Origin of the sequence: Lentzea xinjiangensis (assembly GCF_900110955.1) — a bacterium.
In the GTDB taxonomy this organism is placed as follows: domain Bacteria; phylum Actinomycetota; class Actinomycetes; order Mycobacteriales; family Pseudonocardiaceae; genus Lentzea; species Lentzea xinjiangensis.
Genome location: NZ_FOFR01000001.1, coordinates 511,660 through 534,969, shown reverse-complemented (window position 1 = coordinate 534,969; position 23,310 = coordinate 511,660). Strand labels below are relative to the sequence as shown.

Genomic DNA, 23,310 nt, shown 5'->3' with positions numbered 1-23,310 from the left:
CGTGGTGAGGACAGGTTGTCAATTCCGGGGTGCCCTGCGCAGTCAGGCACACTGCCGTTGATCAGGTGGAGCAGGCTCCACCGTCAGTAGCGGACGTCGCTCTGCACCAGCGGCGGGTAGACACCCGAGCGTTCGCCGTCCACCGTCGTGCCGGCGAACTGCAGCATCGCCCGCAGCTCACCGTGCAGCGGCGCGGGGTAGTTGAGGTCGGGCCGGGAGACGTCGTCGAGCCTGCCGATCTGCTCCGCGGTGAGCGCCACCTCGTCGAGGTTGCTCTCCAGGTGCTCCAGCTTCCGCGCGCCGATGATAGGCACCACCGTGCCCGGCTGCGCCCGCAACCAGGCCAGCGACACGGCGGCAGCGGTCGTGCCGAGCTCGTCCGCGATCCCGGTGACCACGTCGATGACCCGGAACTCCTCCTCGGTGGGCGCGCTGACGAACTTGGCCCGCTCCGAGTCGCCGACCTGCGCGCCGCGCCGGTACTTGCCGCTGAGGAACCCGTTCTTGAGCGGGCTCCACGGCACCAGCGCCATGCCCATGTCCCTGGCCATGGGCGCGATCTCCCCCTCGACCGTCCGCGCCAGCAGCGAGTACTCGACCTGCAGGGCGATCAGCGGCGTCCAGCTCTTGAGCAGGGCCGTCGTCTGGGCCTGCGCGGTGACCCAGGCGGGCACGTTGGAGAACCCGATGTACCCGACCTTGCCCGATCCCACCAGGTCGTCGAGGGTGCTGAGCGTCTCCTCGATCGGGGTGTTCCGGTCCCAGTTGTGCATCCAGTAGAGGTCCAGGTAGTCGGTGCCCAGCCGCCGCAGCGTCTCGTGGAGCTGCCTGCGGATGGACCCGCGCCCGGCCCCGCCGCCGTTGGGGTCGCCGGGGTGCATGTTGAAGAAGAACTTCGACGCGAGCACGACCCGGTCGCGGTTCCCGCGGGCCTTGAAGAAGTCGCCGAGGATCTTCTCCGAGTGCCCGTTGGTGTAGAAGTTGGCGGTGTCGATGAAGTTCCCGCCCCGGTCCAGGTAGGTGCCGAGGATCTTCTCCGACTCCTCGACATCGCAGCCGGCGGAACCGGGATCGTCGCCGAAGGTCATGGCGCCGAGCGCGAAGGGGCTGACGCGCAGGCCCGAACGGCCCAGGGTGACGTAGTGGTCGAGCGGCATCTCGGTGGCTCCTCGGAGTCGGTTTCCGGCTTGCCCCAAGTTCACCGCCCCCGGCTCGGCACCGGTACGACGATCCACCCCGCTTCTTGCCCGATCCTCTCGCCGCTACTCGGCCCCAGAGCTCCGCCGGTCCCTGAGGAACGGGCTCGGCCAGGTGCTGTCCGGGCCGCGGAACCGCTCGTTGGAGACGGCCTCGCCCTCGGCCGGCTTGCGCGCCACGACGACGATGTTGAACGGCCGGAACGCCTCCACCGCGGTGATCTGCAGACCCATGTGGTCCACCAGCTCGACCAGCGACGCGGTGTCGAAGACGTGGTGGTGCAGCCCGCGCACATCCAGGTTGTCGGCGCACCGCGCCTCGAACTCGGCCCGGCTGCCGCACTCGGGGTCGCGGGACATGTCGTGCAGCTCGAGGATCTCCGGGACGTGCGTGGTGTCGGTCTCCGGCATCTTCCGCTCGAAGTCCGAGATCATGTGCTCCAGGGTGGTGACCGGCCGGTTCCGGTCGAAGGTGCCCTCCAGGTGCGGGGCGATGAGCACCAGCATCCCGTGGTCCTTGAGCACGCGCTTCCACTCCGACAGGGCCTGGATGGGGTTGGCGGTGTGCTCGACGGCGTGCGAGGAGAGCACGAAGTCGTAGGTCCCGTCGGCGATCATGTGCAGATCGGTCGCCTCGGCGACGTACTGGAACCCGGGCTCGTGCCGGTCGTCGTAGCGGAACGTGGCCCCCTCGACGATCGAACCCTCCCAGAGCGTCTCGGCGCTGAAGTTGCAGTTGTCGATCCGCCCGGCGTCGGGGTAGACGGGAACGAGGTTGCCGCGCTGGAACCACCGGGTCGGTCCGCCGATCTCCAGGCCGACCTTGTCGAGGAATAGGTGCCGGACGGTCTCGTAATAGGCCATCTGAGCCGGAAAGAATCGATCATGAACGGATGTGACCAGGCCACCCACGCCGTCGTTCTTCAGCTTCGCCAGCACCGCTTTGATCATCGTGACCCCCACCTTGATCGCCTGGTTGCCGCGACATGCTAACGCGTGGTGGCACGAATTCATCCGCTTTGATTTGTCATGAAGACAATCCGCGCAGATGCATCCGGATATCGGTGTCGGATTCCGCCATCTGGCCGCACGAGGCATCGGCAATATGGTTTTCCGAAGCGATTGCCAGCGGATTCATCAATGGATCTTGAGCACGTAACCGCGGATCAAGTGCCTCGTGCGGCCACAGTGGACAGTTGCCGCGTCGTACCCGGATGTAGTTTTCACCCATGACGAAGGCCGAGCCGGACCTGCTGACGATCGCCTCCGCACTGCTGCCCGGCGTGCGACTGGACGAAGCCTTCGTCGCGACCGAAGGCAACATCCACGACGTGCTGCTCATCCCGGGCATCGCCGCCGTGCGGGTCAGCAAGCGCCCACTGGCCGCCGCGTCGATGCCCCGCGGCGTGGAAGTGTTGCGGCGGCTGGCCTCCGCCGGACTGCCGTTCCAGGTACCGGAGCCGCTCACTCCCGTGACCACGTTCGGCGACCGGGCCGCCGTCGCCGTGTCCTGGATCGACGGCGTGGCCTTGCCCCGCGGGGCCGGTGACCCGGCACGGGTCGCCGAGGTGCTGGAGGCCGTGCGGTCCGTACCGCTGGACGACCCGCTGCTGGCGGCCATCGACGGCCGTGCACTGGGCCCGTCGTGGTCGACGGTCATCGCCGAGGAGATCATCCCCCGCCTGCCGGCACGCTGGCAGTCCGAGGCGCAACGCCGCCTGGACGCCGCCCTGGCCCTGGAGCCCGTGCCCGATGCCTTGGTGCACGGTGATCTCAGCGGTTCCAACGTGCACTGGTCACCGGACGGGAAACTGCTCGGCATCCTCGACTGGGACACGGCCATGCCCGCCGACCCCGCCATCGACGCCGCCCAGATGTCCTGGCACGGGTGGGACAACGTCCGCCGCGCCGTCCCCGCCGTCACCTACCGCCGCGCCCGCACGTGGGACGCTCTGTTCGGCGCCGGTCACCTGGTCGCCACCATGAACGGTCGTCCCATGACCAGTCCCGACGGGTTCGTCGCCGCGATCGTGCCCTGGCTGGAGGCGCACGCTTCAGCTGGTCATGGCTAGCCCTCCGGACCGCCCTCGTCCGTTGCCGTGCTCGCGGCCTGGTGCGCCATGACCGTGCTGACGCTCGGGAGAGGAGCCGGCGGACGAATCAGGCCGGGGTGAGCGCATCGAGACATGCCGATGATCTTGAGAACGCAACCCACTGTGGATAGTCGCTTCTCGACCTTTGCCGTCGTTTCACAGGACTGAAGCGCATCACGGTCTTGTTCCTGCAGGACCGTTTGTGCCTCTGACATCGGAACCCGACAGTGAGCCTCGAACGGCCGACGGTGCTGGGGCAAGGCGCTCGTTCCAGCCTTGGCGCGGCACTGCCGGCCATTGCCCTATACGCGGTGCCGTAGCTGAGTGCGCCGGGTTCCAGCGGCGACTATTCAGGGCACCGATCGTGTGCCACGCGTGCGGGTATCAACCTGCCGCCTCTTACAACCGCTGGTTTGGCCAATAGCCTCGGGTGCCCCGGCGACACCTGTTGAGTCGATGGTCAGAGGCTGTCAGCTACGGGCATCTTCGAGCAACTGGCTTCCCAGGGCTGAGATGTCAGGATCTGCGGACTACATGCGCTCACGCGGGAGGAGCGCCTGTTGTGGCTGGAGATGCTGGAGTCCGACCCTGCGGCGGTCCGGAGGGAACCTGCCTGATTTGTCCCGGTTCATGACAGCCACGGGTGTATGGATCGGTGAGGTGCTGGCTGTCTACTGGGAGGACATCGACTTCGAGGCCGGGACGGTCGACGTGAACTACACGGTCATCCGGGCCGCTGGGCTCGGGCTGATCAGGAAGTCGACCAAGACGGAGGCGGGAGAGCGGACGCTACCGCGGCCCAGGTGGGCACTCGACATCGTGCGGCGGCGACATGAGGTCACGCTTGTTTCCGAACGGGCCGGTCTTCCCGAACAGCCTCCGTGGCCTGCGCGACCCGTCGAACACCCGCAGGGACATCCGGAACGCTCGTGGAGGGGACGAGTTCGTCTGGGTGACCTCGCAGGTCTTCCGGAAGACGGCGGCCACGATCCTCGATGAGACCGGCTCTCCGCGCGGGTCGTCGCGGACCAACTCGGCACGCCCGAGCGTCCATGACCCAGGACACCTGTTTCGCCCGGAAGGCAGTTGAGAGGAAGGCCGCTGACGCTCTGGAAGGGGCACTCGACCGGCCTGAGCAGGGCGAACCGGAGACGACGCAGATTGAGAGTCAGCGAGTAAAGCGCATCAAAGGCGTATCAGCGATCTTCCGATGCGAAACCCCCAGGCCTGTGACCTGGGGGTTTGGTGGGCCGCCAGGGACTCGAACCCTGAACCCGAAGAGTAAGAGCCTTCGCTTGGCGTTGTTCGCTGGTCTTCCTCGACAGTGCTGACTACCTGCACGGATGCGGTCTTGATCTGAGCACTGTGGACAGTCGCTTTGCGACGTCTGTCGTCGTTTTGTGAGGGTTAAGTGTGGGTTGATCTTGGTTTCCTGGACCCGCCCACACCCTTGCCATCATCCCGACACTGAGCCTCGAACGCGGCCGGTGATGCTGGGTCAAGGTACTCGTTCCAGCCTTGACGCGGCGTCGTCGGGCCGTTGTCATGCTCGCAGCATCGGGTGGCTTGGCCTGGTGCTTGTCAAGCGTTCCGCGGCTTCGTCTGGTGCCTGATCGGTGGCAAGGCGGCGCAGCCGTCGCGGCAGTCGAGCGCCGTGCCCAGCCGACCTGGGTGACTGCGCTGGCGCTCGTAGGGAGCCGGGGACGAATGAAGCTCTGATCGGGTAGGCCGTCAGCTGGCCCCTGAGGTCCGGCGCGCAGCGCCGCCCGGCCGACCGGCGCAGCGAAGCGGATGCCGGGAGTGCCGGGATGGATGCTGGTGCGGCGTCAGACCGCACGCGCCGCCAGCGGCGGCGCCTTGATCCTGTAGAGCTGAATTCAGCAGCATCAGCCACCTTTCGAAGGGCTCTTTAGAACCCATCGCGGTTCGCAGAAAAAGCGGACTGGAGTAGCTACGTCATGCCGGTCTAGCAAATCTTGATCATACGAGATGTGCGCATCGACGTAAGCCATCCCGTTCTCTCTGGTGCACTGTGTGTCTTCTACCTTCACGCGCGCACGACGACCATCAAAGACCGCGAGATAGCCACGCTGGTCGTATCTAGGGGCACGGGATTTAGTCAGGTCAAGGTAACTGGCGAGCTGGCGAAGGCCGTCTTGCGCCCTCGATTCGCTGTACGCCTTTCTGAATGCAGGTGGATCCAGTACGCCGCTCTTGCCTAGCCACTTCACTTCGATAATGGCGATGCGGTTTGAATCTGCCCACCGAACGGTGATATCAACAGGATTGTTGGCATCTGTGGGTGCTTCCTGGTGTATATCGGGTCGGCCGGTTCGAAGTGCGCTTCGCAAGAACTGATACAAAGACAATCGCATAAGCTCTTCGGGTTTGGCTTTCCACATGACGCGACCATCTTCGCGCCAAGCCGAGGTGAGATACGGGCACTCGCTCGGGCGCGCAATGTGCACGCTGTAGTGTTGGAGCGCATCAGCGAGATCCAGGAAAGTCGGAATGCCAAAGAGGTGAACATAGCCAGGCAGGTCTGCAGCCCGCTCCTCGCCATCGATCCACATTCTTTCGCCCTTGTCCGGCTCAAACCGATACACGATCGCGCCGTCAGAAACTTCAAGCGGAGGAACATCCTTCTTCCAAAGCAGAAGCTGCCCATTGCCGAGGATTTGGATGGTCAGCGTTCCTAGATTGTGTACAGGAATATCTTCTGCGCCGGTCAGTGTATAAGCTTCGCTTTCCGCGACGGGTCGTTGCGTTGGATCGACAGTCTGAAACACTGTTAGCGATCCGTTGATTGACTCGTAGTCAAGGACCGCGAAAATCTCTTTCAGGGTTGGAACCAAAGTCCGGACAGTGTCAGTGCCCTTCGAGCCGTAGCTACGTGCCACCGCTGTCAAATAGTGCTCGCGAACTATCTCGCCGATTCGCTCAACACCCATCAGCGCGCTCCACGACCTCTTCCGGTGCGCTTTCTTCAAGAAGAAAGGTAATCCAAATAACTGCCGGCACCATTAGGTCCGAAATATCGTCACCAAGTGCCGTTCGCAAGGCACGAAAGTGGCTATGTAGTGTGGTCCGTCCTGCGTTGTCCAGAAGTGGGCGCGGACTTCGAAGCTTATTTGCAAGTAGGATCTGCGGCTCATGATCTAGGCCTTGCGACACAGCATTAACCGGCAAAGTGCTTGCGGCGCCTAGTGCGCCCTCCAGGTACGAGATGCGCTCAGCAAAGCGTCGGAGCCCACGCCATCGCTTTAGCTCGCTGGAGCCGGCGTCGGTAATCGAGTAGACAAGGGACGATTTAGTCAATAGTCCCGCATCAGTGAGAGCGAGCGATGCACCAAGAAGGTCATTGCTAAACGGCGCCGTGACTTCGGTTGCGGAGAAATCGTACCGCCATGCCGTACTTGGTTTGCCGTCATAAACCGAAAGTAGGCACGCTAGGTAAGCAAATACGTGTATCTCGGCTAGGGTAGCTTTCTCGCCTTGGGCTCCAAGGCTGCCCGTCAAGTACAGGGCATCGAACGAAGCAAATGGGCGCCCGCTGGTGATCATCACGGCGTCACTTCGTAAAGCGCACCGGTGATCTTTCGGTAGGCTTCGTCAAACAATGCCTCAGACTCAGCCTGGACTTCTGAAAGAACGGTCCATTCGGTCATTCGCTCGATCTTCATTCGATCGGCCCCACATATGTGCGCCAACTGCTGAACCAAGCGACTGGAGTTGATGTTCGCCGTCATGACTAGCTTGTTTCCGGCAACAGCAAACTTTCCGAACATGCTCCCAGCCCGGTTTTCGTAAGCGATATCCAGCGATCCCTCAGGCGTATCTATATACAGGCAAGCGGGATTTCCTTCACCGACCATGTGCTGAGCTAGTGCCATTCGCAGTGCGATATCAACGAAGTATCGCTGACTCTCGGACAGCTGGGTGGTCATGCGTCGACGGGTTCCTTCGATCTCCAAGGTGAGCTCTGCCCCCTTGGCGCGCTGTTCCATGTTTACGCGAAGATCGAGCCCTAGGAACTGGTAGGCAAGTTCCTGAAACTTAGGAACAAATTCTACTTCAGCTTCGAAATACTTCTCGGCGAGTTCGTTTTGAACAGGAGTCAGCTTACTGCGGTACTCGTCCCTGGTCCGCCGGAAGTCGTCCCTTCGCTCTACAGCTGACTGCTGCTCCGCTTCCAGCTGCTTTACGAGCTTGCTAAGTACGTCATCTGGTTCTGGCTTTGCCACATCTTCTGCTGATATATCGTTCTGCTTCTCGAATTCCTTCAGGCGCTCGCGTGCGTCAGCGTAGTCGTTTTCGGCGATTTCGAGTTCTTTAGTCAAACGGGTTAGAGAGCTCTCTGCGACAGTTACTTCTTGAACTGCGCTAGCCAACTCATTGTCCAAGCGTTCCAGGTGTTGAAAATCGATCCCTGGTTCGCCGGTGCGCTTCGTGGATGTTTGGCAAAGTGGGCATTTATCGTCAGCCATCAGTGAAACTGCTGATTCTTCGACACCGTCAGCGTGGGTGCCGCAAATGCCGCACGTGTGCTGTGTGATTAGGTTGCTAACGAGGGAATGCTGCCTAGGGTTAGCCCCTGGCTTCAAGCGCTCATTAAAAGCCCGATCGTAGTCACTTTCGAGAGCGTGTCGCTTGGCGGTAGCGCGTGACAGAACGAGCGAAGCATCCGATACATCTCGGCTTCTGAGATCGCGGACTCTTGCCGTCTGATCGCGAGCCTGGGTGAGCTCGGAGTGTGCGAGCAGTAGGTCGGGGTTCAGTTCGGTCGTGGTACCCGCTCGACCTTGAATCTCTTCCTTGCGTTGCCGGGCAGTCGTTGCTTGATACTGCGCATTTCGTGCCTGCGACTCAAGCCTGTCTGCTATGCGGCGCCACTCGTCAGCCTTTTCGGCGAGCTCGCCATCAACTCCGAAAGCTAGAAACAATGCCTGCTGTGCTACTTCCGGATCCCAGAATAGCAGGTGTCGACGCTCATCAAACGTAAGGAGAAAGTGCTGTAGGAAGACAAGCTGATCGAAGGTCGCTAGGCCGGCGTCTTGCACTATTTTTCGAACGTAAACGCTGTGCAACTCAGATGCTGCGTCTTCGTCCGCAGACTCAATCTCATGCTCGTAGTCATTTTCCGTGGACGAATTGAGCACCTTGAGCTTGCGGAGAGCTCGCGGCTCAAAGATGCCGCGCGTCAGCGAATATTGCGCCCGTCCTACCGTGAATGAGATCGTCACCTCGGCTAGGTGTCGTTCAAGCTCGAACACCCTGCCTGTGAAGTACAGGCCACTGTATTTGAGGCTGTCCTTGTAATATTCCTTGAGTGACATGAACTTTTGATCTGGGTTGGCAACAATCCCTGTGATCGCATAGTTGAGTATCGCGAGGAATGTTGACTTTCCGAGTCCATTCGCCCCAGCAAGACAGAAAACCCCGTCGCCAAAGGATAGGCTAATTCGAGGGTTCTCCCGATACAGGGAGAAGTTGTTGATCTCGATCGTCTGCACGACAGGGAGGCGCACTGATCCACCACCGGTGGCCAGCTGCTCGCCTGCTGGGACGTTGTTCATAGCGACTCCGGACGTTGACGTCTGATCGGTGACCATAGAGAACCGTCGAGCGGCGCACATCAGCTCCGAACACAAGTACCACTTATGGCCTAACCGTGCGCCTCGGTGGAGGCTCTTCTTGGGAGAGCTGGTGACGGCAAGGCGGTGTGGTGACTTGCCGTCGTGACGCGGGATGACGCGACACGACCAACTTTGGCGGGGGTCTAGTGCGCTGGAGTGCGCAGTACGTGCGAAGATAGGAGGTCGTCGCCGCCGGCAAGCCTGTTGGCCGATGCGCATCCAGCCTACTTGCAGGAGACGCCCATGTCTGAGGCCAGCGCAGATGCGCTGACCCGTCACTATGAGTCGCTCCAGAGTAAGTGGCACGTGGTGGACCGGAGTGCGGACTACAGTCGTCTAGTAGTACCGACGGGCAACAATGTTGAGCCGATACATAGGTGGTTCCACCTCAAGGAAGCGTATTCAAACCAACTACTTCGCCGTGTGGTGAAGGACGCCGGCCTGCAAACGGAGGACGGATTTGCTGTCTTCGACCCGTTTGCTGGAAGTGGTACCACACTTGTAAGCGCTATTGCGCTGTCTGAAGAGTTCGGGATTGACGCTCACGCAGTAGGCGTGGAAAGGAACCCGTTCCTATACTTGCTTGGCAAAACTAAAGCGAGTGCGCGACTCAAGGGAAGTAAGCTGGTCAAGCCGCTAGCTACCCAGCTAGTTGCTGTGTCCAAGGCGTACAGGGAACTTCAGGCTGTCCGTGTAGAGATTCCGCCTTCAGCCACACTGGCGAACGAGAAGTATTTCTCACCCGGCAACATTGGCTCCCTTTTGAGACTTCGTATGGCAATCGATAATGCGTCAGCGGGAATTATTCGCGATATATTCCGCGTGTGTTTGGGTTCTGCTGTCGAACCGGCCTCAATGCTTCGTCGTGACGGCCGAGCTCTTCGATTTGAAGCTAATCGTAAACCGCGGGATCCCTGGGATTCGTTCACCTCGGCGGTCGAGATTGTTGCAGAGGATCTTAAGGGCATAACTTCTGTGCGTGGATCTGCCTCAGTAAAGTATGGTGACGGGCGAGTCCCGCACAAGTACCTTAAGGAAGATGCGAAGTTCGATCTCATCGTGTTCTCTCCGCCGTACCCGAACAACATCGACTACACTGAAGTCTATAAGACTGAGGCTTGGGTGCTTGGGTGCTATGAGAACTCGCTCGACATGCGCAAACAAAGACTCTCGACTGTCCGCAGTCATCCAAGCGTCCGGTTCGATGAGACGTACCTCTACCGCGGCCTTCCGTTAGAGCGGAAGTTCGATCGCATAGTCGACCCTATTATTGCGTCAATACCGGACGATGCGCGGTACCGTGTCGGACGTCAACAGATCGTACGCGGATATGCCGATGATATGCTTCAGGTCCTAATCAATTGTCGGCGTCTTGCTGCTGATGGATCACAGCTTGTGTTTATAGTTGGCAACTCGGTTCATGGCAGCGAATCGGACTCATTCATAATCGCGGCAGATGTCATGATGGGCGCACTTTCTGAGCTTGCAGGTTGGCGTGTGGAGGAAGTGCGCGTCGCAAGGCATCTGCGAAGGCGGGGGGCGACGTCACATCTCCTTAGGGAAAGTGCAGTTGCCTTGCGGCCCGTATAGGAGCTGCTGGTTCCGATCCACCTACTTAGTTCAGGTGAAGTAGGGGGTCGTAGTTTCGGCGAGTGCGTGATTTATGCGCAGTCGGATAGATGGGTGGATGTCCAGTCGATCGATTTCGTTGAGTGAGACCCACTGGACCTCCTTCGACTCGCTGCTCGTTCGCAAGTCGCCTCCGAGTGGTCGCGCTCGAAAACAAATAGAGAACTCTTGTCTAACCTCTCCGTCGTCGTACTCGATGACGTGTTCTGGGTTAGAGTAGAGGCCGATTAGGTCGGTTACTTCGACGGCGACGCCGGTCTCCTCCATTACCTCCCTAATCGTCGCTTGGGTAAGGGTTTCGCCGACTTCTTGCTGCCCGCCAGGAATCGCGTACTTATCGTTGTCGGTGCGGCGGATCATCAGTAGCCGGCCGGCGTCATCCTGCACGAATGCACTGACAGCTGGTCGGAGGCTGTTGGCCTTGGGGGCGTGCGGGTCGTGGAAGTAGTCCACGCGGGCCATGTGGCTCCCTCAGAACGTTGCTGGCTTGGACAGGTTCCAGACGTGCTCGAAGCTCTCAGAGTAGGTCTCGAAGAGATCACCCGCAGCGAGCCGCCGCAGGTGTAGCGCCGGAGCGTGCGCGGCCTGGAAGCCGTAGACGTGCGTGTTGACGACCATCTCGTCGTCGAAGCGGAAGATCGAGTTGTAGAGCGTCGTCTTGTGGAAGCGCATCTCAACGCCGTCCACGCCCACCAGTGGTCGGTAGAACGCCAGTGCGTTGCGGATGCGGGACCCAAGTGTGCCCTTGCCGAGCTGCTCCTCATCGCTGCGCTTGGCAACCTCGCGGCTGGCCGGATCGCCGAAGATCAGCCGGATACGTGCGCCGTTCGCGGCCTTGTTGGCCAGGTCGCGCATGAACGTCGGCCGCTCCACCAGGAAGATGCCGGCGTGCACCAGCACCTCCACGTGCCGGGTTGCGTTCGTGATGAGGTGGTCCCACAAGTCCGCAGGGATCGAGTTCCGGTGTGGGTAGAGCTTGACCACCTCGGACTCGGTGATCTCTGCCTTCCGCTCTGGCGCGACCGCGTCCGGCCAGAGGTACGTCTCGGTCTCCTTGACCATCGACGCGATGGTGTTGCGGTGGCGCGGGTACGGTGCCCGGCCCTTCGTGATCCAGCGTTCGACGGTCTTCTGGTCGACGCCCGTGGCCTTGGCTACCTGCTCGTATGTGAGTCCGTTGCGTAGCAACGCATCTCGTAGTCGTTCATTCGCCATGATCGCTCCTGTCGGACGTCCTCGGGGACGTCAGGGACGTCTTACGTTAGTAGGGACGTCTCTAGAAGTCCCGCCATGCGGTGCTCACGTCCCGGTTTTCAGCCGAAAGTCGTAGGTGTCGAGAACTCCAGGCAACCGGTCTGGACGACACCTACGACAGGAGAGCCACGATGGCGATCACAGGTGGGAGCAGGCTCCCTGCGGGTCACGACTTCGTGTTTCCCAGGGGCGCGCTCGTGATGGGCGTTGAGCCCGTGCTCAAGTTCCAGTCCGCCGAAGAGCGGGCGAAGGGTCTGCCGCCCGAGCAGGAGAAGGACAAGGAGACCGGTCTCCTCGTGTGGTCTGTGCTGGTCATCGACCAGGCCGCGGAGCGCAAGACGGACGCGGTGGTCACGGTCAAGATCTCCGCGCCTCACCAGCCGGTGCCGCCGGAGGCCATCCCCGGCACGGACGTCCGGCCGGTCGTGTTCGAGGGGCTGACGGTCACGCCGTGGATCGACGACAAGGCGTGCCGAGGGGTGCACTCGGGTGAGCGTCACCGCTGCCGCGCCAAGCTCGGTTACAGCCTGCGGGCCTCCGGCATGAAGCCGGTCGTCGGCAAGCCAGCCGCTAAGGCGGCGTGATGCCTGACTTGGTGCGTGTTCACCTGACCGACGGTGTGCCGATGCGGCCCCTTGCGATGCCGTTCGCCGACCGGATTGAGATCCGCTTCGGCAACGCCTTCCCCGCCGTGCTCGTCGTCGACCGGGATGTGGTCCCGCAGCTGCGGGACGTGCTCGACCAGGGGTGGCGGGCTCTCCAGGCTTCGGCCGCTCGGCAGGAGGGGCGTCATGCGCTGACGGAGGAGGCTCCCGATGTCCGCGGCTGAGGCCATGCACTGGGGAGTTGCTGAGCAGGCTCGGACGCTGAGCGAGGCGCACGACGTGCTGAGCAAGCTCATGCCCAACCCCAAGGCTGCTCCCGCTGTCCTGCGGGAGTACTACCTCCGCTCGGCCGCTGTTTACGCGCGGGTCGCCGAGACCGATCGCAGTCACCACCACGAAGCCGTCTACTGGGCGAACCGTGAGCGCGAGAAGGGGGAGGCGATCAAGGTCACCGTGACGGAGAAGAAGTAGCAGGAGTCCTTATTGGACAGAACGCGTGACTCTGCTAGGTCACGTGGCGATGCCGCACGTCTTGTTGCGGTGCAAAGAGAACGTGAGACGCAGGAGCGGAACCCGGCTACCAACCTCGCCGCTCCTGCGTTGTCCACCCAACTCGGGAGTGAACAAGATGAGCGTAGAGCCTGGGCGCATTCCTGCGCCAGACAGGGCCACGAAACAACTGCTCTGGGATCGGATGATCGCCAGCAAGCAGACCGTTTCCAGCTACGTCGTGATGCTCGACGGCGGCAGCCTGGAGACGTTGGATCTGACGGCTGCTCAGGCTGAGGGCTTCGAGTGCCTGACCTGCAAGTCACAGCACACCACGGAGTCGGGAGCGTTCCGGCCTGTTGGGCACATCCCGAGTGTTGGCACCGTCTTCCAGTGCCTCAAGTGCGCTGGCGGTGCGCGATGAAGGGCAACCGATGGGTCGATCCCGCACCGTTCGAGGGTGCACGTCCGCAGGTTCCCTGGTGGGTATGGCTTCCCGGCTGGGTCAAGGTCGTACTCGCGCCGTTCGCGCTGCTCTGGCTGGCGGTGCGCCTGGCGGTGAGGCTCGCGGTTCTCGCCGTGCGGTACCCGATGGCTTTCACGCTCGGCCTCGGCGGCTATGCCGGCTACCGGCAGTTCGGGCTTTCGCCACTGGTCCTGGCGCTGCTGTCGCTCGTGTGTGCGCTGGCCCTCTGGTACGGCTTCGACCGAGAGTCGTTCCTGCGGCACGGCTGGTATCGGCTGCTGACGGAGTGGCGTCGGCTCACGGTCTACGTGCCGCAGTGGCGCACCGTGATGCGGCTGGCGGAGCTGACCAAGGACAGCCGGGGGAAGGAGTACCGGCCGAAGCTGCGCCGGATTCGCTCTGAGGGCTGGCGGGACAAGGTCCGGGTACGGATGATCACCGCGCAGTCGCCGGAGCAGTGGGAAGCACGACGGGACAACCTGGCGCACTCGTTCAACGCCCGGTCTTGCCGGGTGCGGGTGCTCAAGCCGCGCGTGCTTGAGCTCGACTTCATCCACTCCGATCCGCTGTCGCGGCCGGTTGTCGTGCCGCCGCTCGCCGATGTCGGAGAGGTCGACCTCAAGCGCGTGGTCGTCGGCCGGACCGAGACCGGGAAGCCCTGGCGGCTGAAGCTGCTCGGTTCGCAGGTGCTCGTGGTCGGTGTGCCTGGTGCGGGCAAGGGGTCGGTGCTGTGGTCGATCGTGTGGCAGCTCGCCCCGGCGATCAAGGCTGGGCTCGTCCGCCTCGTCGGCATCGATCCCAAGGGCGGAATGGAACTGGGTCAGTGTCCGGACGCATTCGAGAAGGTCGTCTACGACAACGGGCCGGAAGCCATTGCCCTGCTTGAAGAAATCGCCGCTGAGGTCAAGGAGCGCGCGGCTCGCTACCGAGGTATTCGGCGGCTCTGGGCGCGCAGCACGGGTGAACCGTTCACGGTCCTCATCGTGGACGAGCTGGCGGACCTGATCGCCTACCAGCCTGATCGGAACCTGCGTGAGCGCGCCACGCGTGCCGTGCAGACGATCACCTCGCAGGGACGTGCGCCTGGCTACGCCGTCGTGGGCTTGGTCCAAGACCCGCGCAAGGAGGTCGTGAGCTTCCGGCACCTGTTCACCACTCGCGTTGCCCTGCGCCTGGACGAGCCGGTGCAGGTGGACATGGTCTTGGGCGACGGCGTTCGGCAACGCGGCGCGGCTGCTCATGAGATCAGCGAGAACACGCCCGGTGTCGCCTGGCTCAAAGAGGACGGGCAGCGCGAACCGGAGCGTGCGAGGGCCTTCCACGTCACGGATGCGGACCTGGTTGAGCTGGGCGTCTACCTCGCCCCGGCCACCGTTCACGAGTTCCCGGAGCGGACAGACGGGAGGGCGGCGGCATGACCGAGCACCTGACTCGTTCCAAGCGGATGAAGCAGCCGGCCGCACTCGACATCGCTCGGGCCGTCGCTGAGGAGCACGGCGTCTGCGTTCGGCCGTTGGCCAAGGAACGGATCGACCTCGACACCGGACGCGTGGACATCGTGCCTGTGCCGTGTGGCTCGACGGTCGCGAGTGTGTGCCCTACCTGCGCGGAGAAGAACCGGCGTCTGCGGATGGCGCAATGTCGTGAGGGATGGCACCTGACGGAGGAGCCTGACTTCACGCCGGACGCTCCGAGCGACGAACAGCGAGAGCTGACCGCCTACCGGGCTGACCTCGTGAAGGCCTTCCGCCTGGCCCTCGATGAGGGTGACGAGGTCGGAGCGGAGGAGGTCCGGGAAGAGGTCGCGGAGGTCGACGCCGAACTTCGGCAACTCGGAGTCCGCGGTTCGCTCCCCTCTCTGGAGGTGCCGCTCAAGGCAGCTCGGAAGCGGTCGACCAAGAGGCGGCAGGATGCGCCCAACCTGCCTCGGCGGCCGGTCAGCAAGCGCACCGTGGGCAAGGTGTTCGGCGGCAAGTATCAGCCCTCGACGTTCCTCACGCTGACGCTCGACACCTACGGCAAGGTGCGCAGTGACGGCACGCCCGTTGACCCGGCGACCTACAACTACCGGCGGGCGGCTCGGGACGCGGTGCACTTCGCCGCGCTGCTCGATCGGTTCGTCCAGAACCTTCGCAGGTGCGTCGGGTGGGAGGTCCAGTACTTCTCGGCGGTCGAGCCGCAGAGGCGGTTGGCTCCGCACTGGCATGCGGCGGTTCGTGGCTCGATCTCGCGGGCGGAGCTGCGGGCGGTCGCTGAGGCCACGTACCACCAGGTCTGGTGGCCTGAGCATGACGAGATCAAGTACGGCGGCGACAACCTGCCAGTCTGGGATGTCCGGGCCAAGGGCTTCGTTGATCCGCAGACGCGAAAGGCCCTGCCTACCTGGGAAGACGCCCTCGACCAAGTGGAGCGGCCCGCGCACGTCGCGCGGTTCGGGGTGCAGGTGCACTCCAAGGGCATCCTCGGCGGGACTGAAGAGGCCGGCCGCCACATCGGCTACCTGACGAAGTACCTGATCAAGAGCATCAACGAGTGCTTCGAGGCGCAGACGGCCCGCCAGGAGGACCACGCCGAACGGCTGTGCGCTGAGCTCGCGGTCACGCCCTGCTCGCCGCAGTGCCCGATCTGGCTGCTTTATGGCGTCCAGCCTCGCGGGGCACGGATGTCGACGGTGCCGGGCAAGTGCAAGGGCAAGGCGCACAAGCGGACCACGCTCGGGGTGGCTGGGCGGCGCGTCCTGGTGTCGCGGAAGTGGTCGGGGAAGTCGCTCGCCGCCCACAAGCACGACCGCAAGGCATTCGTTCGGCAACTGCTCGCAGACGTCGGGATCAAGCCCGCGGACGAACCGAAGCGGCTGGTCTGGAACAACGTCCAGCCCGGCGACCCGAACGTGCCACCACGGGCACATCTGCTGTTGAGCGCTGTCGCTGAGCGGCGCAGGTGGAAGGCCGAGTACACGGCCGCGCTGCTCGCAGCTGCCGGACCTCCGGGGAGTTCGGCAACTCCGTTCGCCGCTTGATCAAAGGGGGAAGCATCATGGAAGCACGCCAGTTTGAACCACTGTGGACAGTCAATGACGTTGCCAACTACCTGAACGTCCCGGTTCACACGCTCTACGGCTGGAGGACCAAGAACTACGGGCCGCCTGCTCGGCGCATTGGCAAGCACCTGCGGTATCTGCCGTCCGAGGTGCGGAGCTGGTTCGAGCACCTGCTTGAGGAGGCTGCCTGATGGGACGTCCGCCTCTGGACCTCGGCACGTACGGCGCGATTCGTTGCTACGAAACGGATTCAGGCTGGCGTGCGACCACGAAGTACCGCGACTACGACGGCAAGACGCGGCCGGTCGAGCGGTGGGGGAAGACCAAGAGCGCCGCAGAGCGGAGCCTGAAAAAGGCGCTCGCCGAGAGGAAGGGGCCCTCCGGCAGTTCGCTGACGCGTGAGAGCCGGTTCAAGGAAGCCTTGGACCAATGGTTCACGAAGTTCCAGGCGCTCGCTGACGCTGGGAAGAGGTCTCCGAGCAGCGTCGACACGTACCGGAGCATCATGGATCGGCACGTGCTCCCTGGCCTCGGTGAGCTGCGGATTCGTGAGATGACGGTGGCGCGGGTTGACGCGTTCCTTGGCGCGTTGTGGCGGTCGGTCAGCGTGGACACGGCGAAGACGGCCCGTTCGGTGATCTCGGGGGCTCTGCGGATTGCTGTCCGGGACAAGGCGCTGGACACGAACCCGGTCCGGGAGGCGGAGCCGCTGGAGGCCGGCCGCAAGAAGAGTCCGCGGGCGCTCACGCTGGAGGAACGGGTCCGCTGGCTGGAGATGCTGGAGTCGGACCCCAGGGCCGTGAAGCGGGACCTGCCTGACCTGTCGCGCTTCATGATGGCCACGGGCGTCCGCATCGGTGAGGCACTGGCCGTCTGCTGGGACGACGTCGACTTCGACGCTGGCACGGTGAACGTGAACTACACGGTCATCAGGGTCAAGGACCTCGGGCTGATCCGGAAATCGACCAAGACGGAGGCCGGTGAACGAACGCTCCTGCTGCCCCAATGGGCGCTCGACATGCTCCAAAGGAGGTGCAAGACCACTAGCTTCCCGAACGGGCCGATCTTCCCGGACGCCCTCGGCGGCCTCCGCGACCCGTCCAACACCCGGAAGGACCTCCGGAAGGCGAGGGGCGCGGACGAGTTCGCATGGGTCACCTCGCACGTCTTCCGCAAGACGGCGGCGACCATCCTCGATGAGGCGGGCCTCTCCGCGCGGCAGGTCGCGGACCAGCTCGGCCACGCGCGGCCGTCCATGACGCAGGACACCTACATGGGTCGGAAGCTGGTCGATCGGCGGGCCGCTGACGCCCTGGAGGACGCGCTCGGAGGGCCAAAAGACGATCAAGCGGACGACGACGAAGTTGAATGACCAGCGGTTTTGTGTGGGTTAAGTGTGGGGAGACCCGGACAAAGCGAAACCCCCAGGCCTATGACCTGGGGGTTTTGTGGGCCGCCAGGGACTCGAACCCTGAACCCGAAGATTAAAAGTCTCCTGCTCTGCCAATTGAGCTAGCAGCCCTCGCCGCAGACAGCCTACCGACCCCCGCATCCGAGTTGACCAGGGTGGTCGGTTCACGGCTGTGGTGGCGCCCACAGAATTCCCCGTCAACCGTCCCCCTCGGCCCCATGCGCTGTGCGGGCGAGACGAAAGCCAGGCTGCCCAAGAAGAAACCCCCAGGCCACAAGACCTGGGGGCGAGTAGCCGCACGCCAGAGGTCACACCGCGGCGTGCAGCGGTTCCTCGGCGGTCTTCGCGGTGCGGTTGGGCAGCATGGCCGCGACCACGATGGTGACCACGGCGAGAGCGGTGGCGACCACGAAGGCCAGCCTCATCCCGCTCAGCTGAGCGGACGCGGTGGAAGCTCCTTCGGTGACCAGCTGGCCGGTGCGCGCGGACATCACGGTCACCACGAGGGCGGTTCCGAGTGCTGCGGCGACCTGCTGCAACGTGCCCAGGATCGAGCTGCCGTGCGGGTACAGCTTCGGCGGGAGGGCGCCCATGCCGAGGGTGAAGATCGGGGTGAAGGTTGCCGCCAGGCTGATCATCAGCAGCGCGTGCAGGGCCAGCACCTGCCAGTACGGCATGGTCGTGGAGATCTGGGTGAAGCCGGCCAGGGACAGCACGATGGCGATCGAGCCGGGCAGCACCAGCGGGCGGCTGCCGAAGCGGTCGTACAGCTTTCCCACGGTCGGGCCCAGCAGGCCCATGGCCAGGCCGCCCGGCATGAGCAGCAGGCCGGTCTGCAGCGGGGTGAGGCCTCGCAGGTTCTGCAGGTAGAGCGGCAGCAGGATCATCGAGCCCATCATCGCCAGGAACGCGATGCACATCAGGGCCAGCGACAGGGCGAAGGTGCGGTGCTTGAGGGTGCGCAGGTCCATCAGCGGGGCGCCGGTGCGCTGCAGCTTGAGCTGGCGGAGCACGAAGATCGTGATGGCGGCCACGCCGGCGACGACGATGCCGATGCTCGGGCCGAGCTGGGCGTCGCCTTCGCCGAACAGGCTCAGGCCGTAGACGAAGCCGCCGAAGCCCAGGGCGGCCATCGCCGCGCTGACCCAGTCGATCGTGCTCACCTGCGGTTCACCGATGTTCTTAAGCTGGCGCAGGCCGAAGTAGGTCACGGCTCCCGCGATCGGCAGGACGGCCACGAACAGCAGGCGCCAGGAGCCCAGTTGCAGGATCAGGCCGGACACGGCCGGGCCCAGGGCGGGGGCCACCGAGATGGCGAGGGTGACGTTGCCCATCACTCGGCCGCGATCCTGTTCCGGCACCACGGTCATCAGCGTGGTCATCAGCAGCGGCATCATCACGGCCGTGCCTGCGGCTTGCACGATGCGGCCGAGCAGCAGCACCGTGAAGGACGGCGCTACGGCGCACAGGGCGGTGCCTGCGAGGAAGACGCCCATCGCGATCGTGTAGCCCTGACGGGTGGTGACCCGCTGCAGGAACCAGCCGGTGATCGGGATCACGGCTGCCATCGTGAGCATGAACGCGGTGGAGACCCACTGCGCCGCGTGTTCGGTGACGTGCAACGACTCCATCAGCCGCGGGATCGCGTTGATCATGAGCGTCTCGTTCAGGATCACCACGAACGTGGCCAGCACCAGCAGGCGCACCACCACTGGTGTGCCGCTCGCTTTCGCGGTCGGCTGGTCTTGGATCGCAGCAGGCATGTCAGGCCCTCACTAGGTTGCTGGCACAGTCTTGTCGCGGTCGAGGCCGCCGGCGTCACCGCGTCGTGACACCTGTGGGGACCGGCAGGTCTGACAGAACTCATCGGTCTCCCCGAGTGTTCCTCATCGCCGCGCCGGTCTCACCTGAATTCGCCGCGGCGAACGCCGGTCCTCGTCCTCCCACTCACATGTCGAACGGCGGGGGCGCCAATCGACATTCCGCCCGCCCGATTCCGGAGAGGACGGCTGACCTGCGCTTCTCGGGCCCGTCGGACCGTGGGCCGAGATGTGGGGTCGGACCGTGGGCCGATCCTGCGGGACGCGGGCGGTGACAACGTGATCTGGCATGAGGTTTCCGAACGGGTGGATCGGCGGCACGGCGTTGGTGGTCGGCCCCGTGTTGTTGTTGGTGGGCACGCTGTTGCGGTCGCCGTTCAACTTCTTCTTCCCGGATCAACTGCGGGCGGTGGCTGAGCATCCTCAGTTGATGAAGGCGGCGTACACGGCGTTCCTGGCCGGGAACGTCGTCATGTGGGCCGCGGTGGCCTGTCTGGTGCAACGGATCGGGCGGGAGCGGCCGCGGTGGGCCGCCTGGGCCGGAGTGCTCGTGACGGTCGGGTTGTTCGGGCGGGTCTTCCACGCCGGGGTGGACCACGCGGCGTTCACGGCCACCGGGCACCTGGGCGTGAACGGGGCGACGGAGCTGGTGGCCGCGGGGTACGGCGCGTTGCACCTGTTCAGCTTCCTGTCGTTCACCATCGTGTTCGGGTGGTTCGTGCTGGCGGCCGGGGCCTACCGGAGCGGGGTGCTCGGGCCGGTGCGGGCGGTCGCGCTGGCGGCCGCGGGCCTGCTGCCGCTCGGGGTTCTGAAGGGCACGGAGGTCGTGTCGATCATCGGGACCGTCGGGGTGTGCGTCGCGTGCGTGCCGTTGGGAGTTCACGTCCTGTTGCAACAGCCACGGCCAACCAGGCGCAACGTGCTGACGGCGGTGCCCGTGGCGGTGGGTCTAGGCGCGCTCGCAGTCCTCAGCACGTTGGGGTGAGACCGCGGGCCAGATGAACCAGAGGCCGCCGAAGATGGCGAACGCCAGGCCGCCCACCAGCATGGACAACCAGCCGCCGAGGATGACCTCCGCCAGCAGGAAGACGGTGCCGGTCATGGCGAGGGCGAGGAACACCAGGCCGATCAGGGCGAAGCTGTTGCCCGAGTTGACGACGTCCTCCCGGCGGCCCTGGCGGAAGAGGACCCGGTGCCAGGCGGCGGGAGCGGTGAGGAACGCGACGGCCACCGCGGCGCACAGCACCGTGACGAGGTGGGTGACCCGGATGTAGGCGCTCGTGGCGGCGTACTTCTCGGTGAAGGCGATGGACAGGAGGAAGCCGAACAGGATCTGCACGCTCGCCTGAGCCACGCGCAGCTCCTGCATCAGCTCGTTGACGTTGCGCGCGAGCCTGTGGTGCTCCGATTCCTCCGCTTCGCTCATCGACGACGCGTACCCGGCGCGACCAGGCGTGAAACGCCACGTGGCGGGAGTTGAGCCGATGCCGTTAACCAAGGTCCGGGAACACGATCGCGGCCGCGGTGACCACGCCTTCTAGCGGTTGATGACGAAGAAGTCCGTGACGAACGCGACCGGGTCGCCCGCCGTGTTGCGGCCGATCCACGTCGGGTAGACGCCGTCGCCCCACCCGGTCGAGAACGCCACGACGTTCAGGCCGGACACCCGGTCGGTGACGTTGGCGGGGCCACGGCCGCCGCCCACCGCGCCGAGGGCGTCGATCAGGTCGCAGTTGCCCACCTCGTCGTCACCGGCCAGCCGGTCCAGCGCCTCGGCGGCGGCGAGGTCGAAGAACGCGCCGGTGCTCGACTTCACCTCGTAGCCGAAGGGCTCGGACATCGGCACGAGCTCACCCGGCAGGACCGCCGGCTGCCACGAGTACGCGGTCTCGTCCCGCACCGTCAGCTTCGCGGCGGCGACGCGGTAGCCCTGCCGCAGGTCGGGGAACCCGTCGCTGTCCACCCACGAGACCAGGGAGACCGACACCGGGTACCTGCCGGGCGGGACCTCGGTGGTGAACGCCTCGGCGTCCTCCGGCCACAGCACGAACGGGTCGGCGGCGACGAGCCGGCCCGTCGGCAGCGCCAGCTCACCGACCTGTTGCACCGTGACGACCTGCTGTTCGCCACCGCCGGTCGGCTTGCCGACCGGTCCGTCGACGAAGAATCGCTCGAACCCGGTTCTGCTCAGTTCAACCGCCCTCACGCCAGGCCACCTCCAAGGGCATGTTGGCAGAAGCCCCCGACACCCGATCGGGGCACCGGGGTGTTGGCGGTCGGCGGAGTCCGCCGCGGTCGCGGAGCCGCTGGTGACGGCGAGCGGGTGGGCGGCGCCGTCGCCGTGCGTCCGGCGGCTTGACCTCCACCGCGGGCGAGGTTGGACGATCGCTTCGAAGGACGGGAGTGAACGGCCGCGCGGAACTGGCTAGTCGCGTTCTGGCCCGATGTCCGGTCACGTCCTGGTGCTGGAACCGGCGTGGCTGGTCACGCCTCAGTTGGAGGTGGCCTCCACCAACGGCAACAATGGGTGACGTGAGCACCCCCCTGTCGACGCCAGCACTCAAGATCGGCCCCTACGAGGTCGATCCGCCCGTCGTGCTCGCGCCGATGGCCGGCATCACCAACGTGGCGTTCCGGCAGCTCTGCCGCACGTACGGGGCCGGGCTCTACGTCTGCGAGATGATCACCGCGCGCGCCCTGGTCGAACGGGACGCGATGACCATGCACATGATCACGTTCGACGAGGACGAGCACCCGCGGTCGATGCAGCTCTACGGCGTCGACCCGCGCAACGTCGGCGAGGCCACGAAGATGATCGTGGACGAGAACCTCGCCGACCACATGGACATGAACTTCGGCTGCCCGGTGCCCAAGGTGACGCGCAAGGGCGGCGGGGCGGCGCTGCCGTACAAGCGGGAGCTGTTCCGGCAGATCGTGCGGGCCGCGGTGCGCAACGCGGGCGACATGCCGGTCACCGTGAAGTTCCGCATCGGCATCGACGACGACCACCTGACGTACCTCGACGCGGGCCGCATCGCGCAGGACGAGGGTGCGCAGGCCGTGGCGTTGCACGCGCGCACGGCGTCCCAGCGGTACTCCGGCAAGGCCGACTGGACGGCCATCGCCCGGCTGAAGGAGGCCGTGACGAGCATCCCGGTGCTGGGCAACGGCGACATCTTCAGCGCCCAGGACGCGCTCGACATGGTGGCCGGGACCGGCTGCGACGGCGTGGTCGTCGGGCGCGGCTGCCTCGGCAGGCCGTGGCTGTTCCGCGACCTGCAGGCGGCGTTCCGGGGCGAACCGGTCCCCGAGGGCCCGAACCTGGGCGAGGTGGCGAGCGTCCTGCGCAGGCACGCCCAGCTCCTCGCGGCGCACTACGGCGAGGACAAGGGCCTGCGCGACCTGCGCAAGCACATGGCCTGGTACTGGCACGGCTTCCCGGTCGGCGGCGACACGCGCCGGGCGTTCGCGATGGTGTCGAGCCTGCAGGAGCTGGACGACCTCATCGGGCAGCTCGACCCCACCGTCGCGTTCCCCGAGCACGCCGAGGGGCCGAGGGGCAGGCAGGGGTCCGCCGCGAAGGTCGTGCTGCCGGAGGGCTGGCTCGACGACCCCGAGGACGCGACGGTCCCGGCCGGCGCGGACGTCATGCACTCGGGCGGCTGAGCCAC

General features: G+C 64.6%; 23 protein-coding genes and 1 tRNA gene. 13 read left to right on the top strand and 11 right to left on the bottom strand.

Going from position 1 to position 23,310, the window contains the following annotated elements; genetic code table 11:
- Positions 1 to 83 precede the first annotated feature (83 nt).
- The 3 genes from BMW88_RS02675 to BMW88_RS41610 form a co-directional block, all read right to left on the bottom strand.
- Positions 84 to 1,157 (bottom strand): aldo/keto reductase, encoded by a 1,074-nt coding sequence (locus BMW88_RS02675; protein WP_089948762.1) that lies wholly within the window; start codon positions 1,155 to 1,157, stop codon positions 84 to 86.
- A gap of 105 nt (positions 1,158 to 1,262) precedes the next feature.
- Positions 1,263 to 2,147, bottom strand: coding sequence for a methyltransferase domain-containing protein (locus BMW88_RS02670; protein ID WP_177220916.1), 885 nt, complete (start codon positions 2,145 to 2,147; stop codon positions 1,263 to 1,265).
- A gap of 76 nt (positions 2,148 to 2,223) precedes the next feature.
- A complete protein-coding gene (locus BMW88_RS41610; protein ID WP_177220914.1) occupies positions 2,224 to 2,427 on the bottom strand; it encodes a hypothetical protein in 204 nt (67 codons plus the stop codon).
- On the opposite strand from BMW88_RS41610, the gene BMW88_RS02665 reads away from it, so the two are divergent.
- Together BMW88_RS02665 and BMW88_RS02660 are read left to right on the top strand one after the other, a co-directional pair.
- Positions 2,426 to 3,268: an aminoglycoside phosphotransferase family protein gene (locus tag BMW88_RS02665; protein ID WP_089948759.1), complete on the top strand. Its 843-nt coding sequence runs from the start codon at positions 2,426 to 2,428 to the stop codon at positions 3,266 to 3,268. The genes BMW88_RS41610 and BMW88_RS02665 overlap by 2 nt on opposite strands.
- Before the next feature lie 639 nt (positions 3,269 to 3,907).
- Positions 3,908 to 4,288 carry a site-specific integrase gene (locus BMW88_RS02660; RefSeq protein WP_177220912.1) on the top strand — a complete coding sequence of 127 codons (381 nt, stop codon included), beginning with the start codon at positions 3,908 to 3,910 and terminating at the stop codon, positions 4,286 to 4,288.
- A gap of 887 nt (positions 4,289 to 5,175) precedes the next feature.
- Here BMW88_RS02660 and BMW88_RS40790 read toward each other — a convergent pair.
- Positions 5,176 to 6,240, bottom strand: coding sequence for a hypothetical protein (locus tag BMW88_RS40790; protein WP_143115950.1), 1,065 nt, complete (start codon positions 6,238 to 6,240; stop codon positions 5,176 to 5,178).
- Positions 6,241 to 6,852: 612 nt separating this feature from the next.
- Entirely contained in the window at positions 6,853 to 8,865 is a 2,013-nt protein-coding gene (locus BMW88_RS02655; RefSeq protein WP_177220910.1) for an AAA family ATPase, read from the bottom strand.
- Positions 8,866 to 9,168: 303 nt separating this feature from the next.
- On the opposite strand from BMW88_RS02655, the gene BMW88_RS02650 reads away from it, so the two are divergent.
- The gene (locus BMW88_RS02650; protein ID WP_089948755.1) at positions 9,169 to 10,515 is read left to right on the top strand and encodes a hypothetical protein; all 1,347 of its coding nucleotides are present in this window, start codon (positions 9,169 to 9,171) and stop codon (positions 10,513 to 10,515) included.
- Between the two features lie 30 nt (positions 10,516 to 10,545).
- On the opposite strand, the gene BMW88_RS02645 is transcribed toward BMW88_RS02650, so the two are convergent.
- Both BMW88_RS02645 and BMW88_RS02640 read right to left on the bottom strand, forming a co-directional pair.
- Positions 10,546 to 11,016, bottom strand: a complete 471-nt coding sequence (locus BMW88_RS02645; RefSeq protein WP_089948753.1) for an NUDIX hydrolase — start codon at positions 11,014 to 11,016, stop codon at positions 10,546 to 10,548.
- Between the two features lie 9 nt (positions 11,017 to 11,025).
- Complete coding sequence (locus BMW88_RS02640) at positions 11,026 to 11,769, bottom strand: DUF5919 domain-containing protein (RefSeq protein WP_089948751.1); 744 nt, start codon at positions 11,767 to 11,769, stop codon at positions 11,026 to 11,028.
- Positions 11,770 to 11,939: 170 nt separating this feature from the next.
- Between BMW88_RS02640 and BMW88_RS02635 the strand changes: the two genes are divergently transcribed.
- The 8 genes from BMW88_RS02635 (at position 11,940) to BMW88_RS02600 (ending at position 17,780) form a co-directional block, all read left to right on the top strand.
- Positions 11,940 to 12,392 carry a hypothetical protein gene (locus tag BMW88_RS02635; protein ID WP_143115949.1) on the top strand — a complete coding sequence of 151 codons (453 nt, stop codon included), beginning with the start codon at positions 11,940 to 11,942 and terminating at the stop codon, positions 12,390 to 12,392.
- Between the two features lie 41 nt (positions 12,393 to 12,433).
- Positions 12,434 to 12,637 carry a hypothetical protein gene (locus BMW88_RS02630; RefSeq protein WP_177220908.1) on the top strand — a complete coding sequence of 68 codons (204 nt, stop codon included), beginning with the start codon at positions 12,434 to 12,436 and terminating at the stop codon, positions 12,635 to 12,637.
- Entirely contained in the window at positions 12,624 to 12,884 is a 261-nt protein-coding gene (locus BMW88_RS02625; protein WP_245777522.1) for an AMED_5909 family protein, read from the top strand. Before BMW88_RS02630 ends, BMW88_RS02625 begins: the two co-directional genes overlap by 14 nt.
- A gap of 223 nt (positions 12,885 to 13,107) precedes the next feature.
- Positions 13,108 to 13,326: a hypothetical protein gene (locus BMW88_RS02620; protein ID WP_089948747.1), complete on the top strand. Its 219-nt coding sequence runs from the start codon at positions 13,108 to 13,110 to the stop codon at positions 13,324 to 13,326.
- Positions 13,323 to 14,786 carry an FtsK/SpoIIIE domain-containing protein gene (locus BMW88_RS02615; protein ID WP_089949436.1) on the top strand — a complete coding sequence of 488 codons (1,464 nt, stop codon included), beginning with the start codon at positions 13,323 to 13,325 and terminating at the stop codon, positions 14,784 to 14,786. The genes BMW88_RS02620 and BMW88_RS02615 overlap by 4 nt, the downstream gene beginning before the upstream one ends.
- Complete coding sequence (locus BMW88_RS02610) at positions 14,783 to 16,387, top strand: replication initiator (protein ID WP_089948745.1); 1,605 nt, start codon at positions 14,783 to 14,785, stop codon at positions 16,385 to 16,387. The genes BMW88_RS02615 and BMW88_RS02610 overlap by 4 nt, the downstream gene beginning before the upstream one ends.
- A gap of 17 nt (positions 16,388 to 16,404) precedes the next feature.
- The gene (locus BMW88_RS02605; protein ID WP_089948743.1) at positions 16,405 to 16,599 is read left to right on the top strand and encodes a helix-turn-helix domain-containing protein; all 195 of its coding nucleotides are present in this window, start codon (positions 16,405 to 16,407) and stop codon (positions 16,597 to 16,599) included.
- On the top strand, positions 16,599 to 17,780 hold the full coding sequence (locus BMW88_RS02600) for a tyrosine-type recombinase/integrase (protein ID WP_089948742.1): 1,182 nt from the start codon (positions 16,599 to 16,601) through the stop codon (positions 17,778 to 17,780). The genes BMW88_RS02605 and BMW88_RS02600 overlap by 1 nt, the downstream gene beginning before the upstream one ends.
- Before the next feature lie 77 nt (positions 17,781 to 17,857).
- On the opposite strand, the gene BMW88_RS02595 is transcribed toward BMW88_RS02600, so the two are convergent.
- Positions 17,858 to 17,930 (bottom strand) — tRNA-Lys (locus BMW88_RS02595).
- 197 nt (positions 17,931 to 18,127) lie between these two features.
- Positions 18,128 to 19,582 (bottom strand): MDR family MFS transporter, encoded by a 1,455-nt coding sequence (locus BMW88_RS02590; RefSeq protein WP_089948740.1) that lies wholly within the window; start codon positions 19,580 to 19,582, stop codon positions 18,128 to 18,130.
- A gap of 346 nt (positions 19,583 to 19,928) precedes the next feature.
- Here BMW88_RS02590 and BMW88_RS41605 point away from each other — a divergent pair, with 346 nt between their 5' ends.
- Positions 19,929 to 20,624, top strand: coding sequence for a hypothetical protein (locus BMW88_RS41605; protein WP_177220906.1), 696 nt, complete (start codon positions 19,929 to 19,931; stop codon positions 20,622 to 20,624).
- On the opposite strand, the gene BMW88_RS02580 is transcribed toward BMW88_RS41605, so the two are convergent.
- Both BMW88_RS02580 and BMW88_RS02575 read right to left on the bottom strand, forming a co-directional pair.
- Positions 20,589 to 21,065, bottom strand: a complete 477-nt coding sequence (locus tag BMW88_RS02580; protein ID WP_089948738.1) for a DUF6328 family protein — start codon at positions 21,063 to 21,065, stop codon at positions 20,589 to 20,591. The two genes, BMW88_RS41605 and BMW88_RS02580, sit on opposite strands and share 36 nt — an antisense overlap.
- Before the next feature lie 111 nt (positions 21,066 to 21,176).
- Positions 21,177 to 21,845, bottom strand: a complete 669-nt coding sequence (locus tag BMW88_RS02575; RefSeq protein WP_177220904.1) for a DUF4241 domain-containing protein — start codon at positions 21,843 to 21,845, stop codon at positions 21,177 to 21,179.
- A 317-nt stretch (positions 21,846 to 22,162) separates the two neighbouring features.
- Between BMW88_RS02575 and dusB the strand changes: the two genes are divergently transcribed.
- Positions 22,163 to 23,305 carry a tRNA dihydrouridine synthase DusB gene (gene dusB, locus BMW88_RS02570; RefSeq protein ID WP_177220902.1) on the top strand — a complete coding sequence of 381 codons (1,143 nt, stop codon included), beginning with the start codon at positions 22,163 to 22,165 and terminating at the stop codon, positions 23,303 to 23,305.
- Positions 23,306 to 23,310 lie beyond the last annotated feature (5 nt).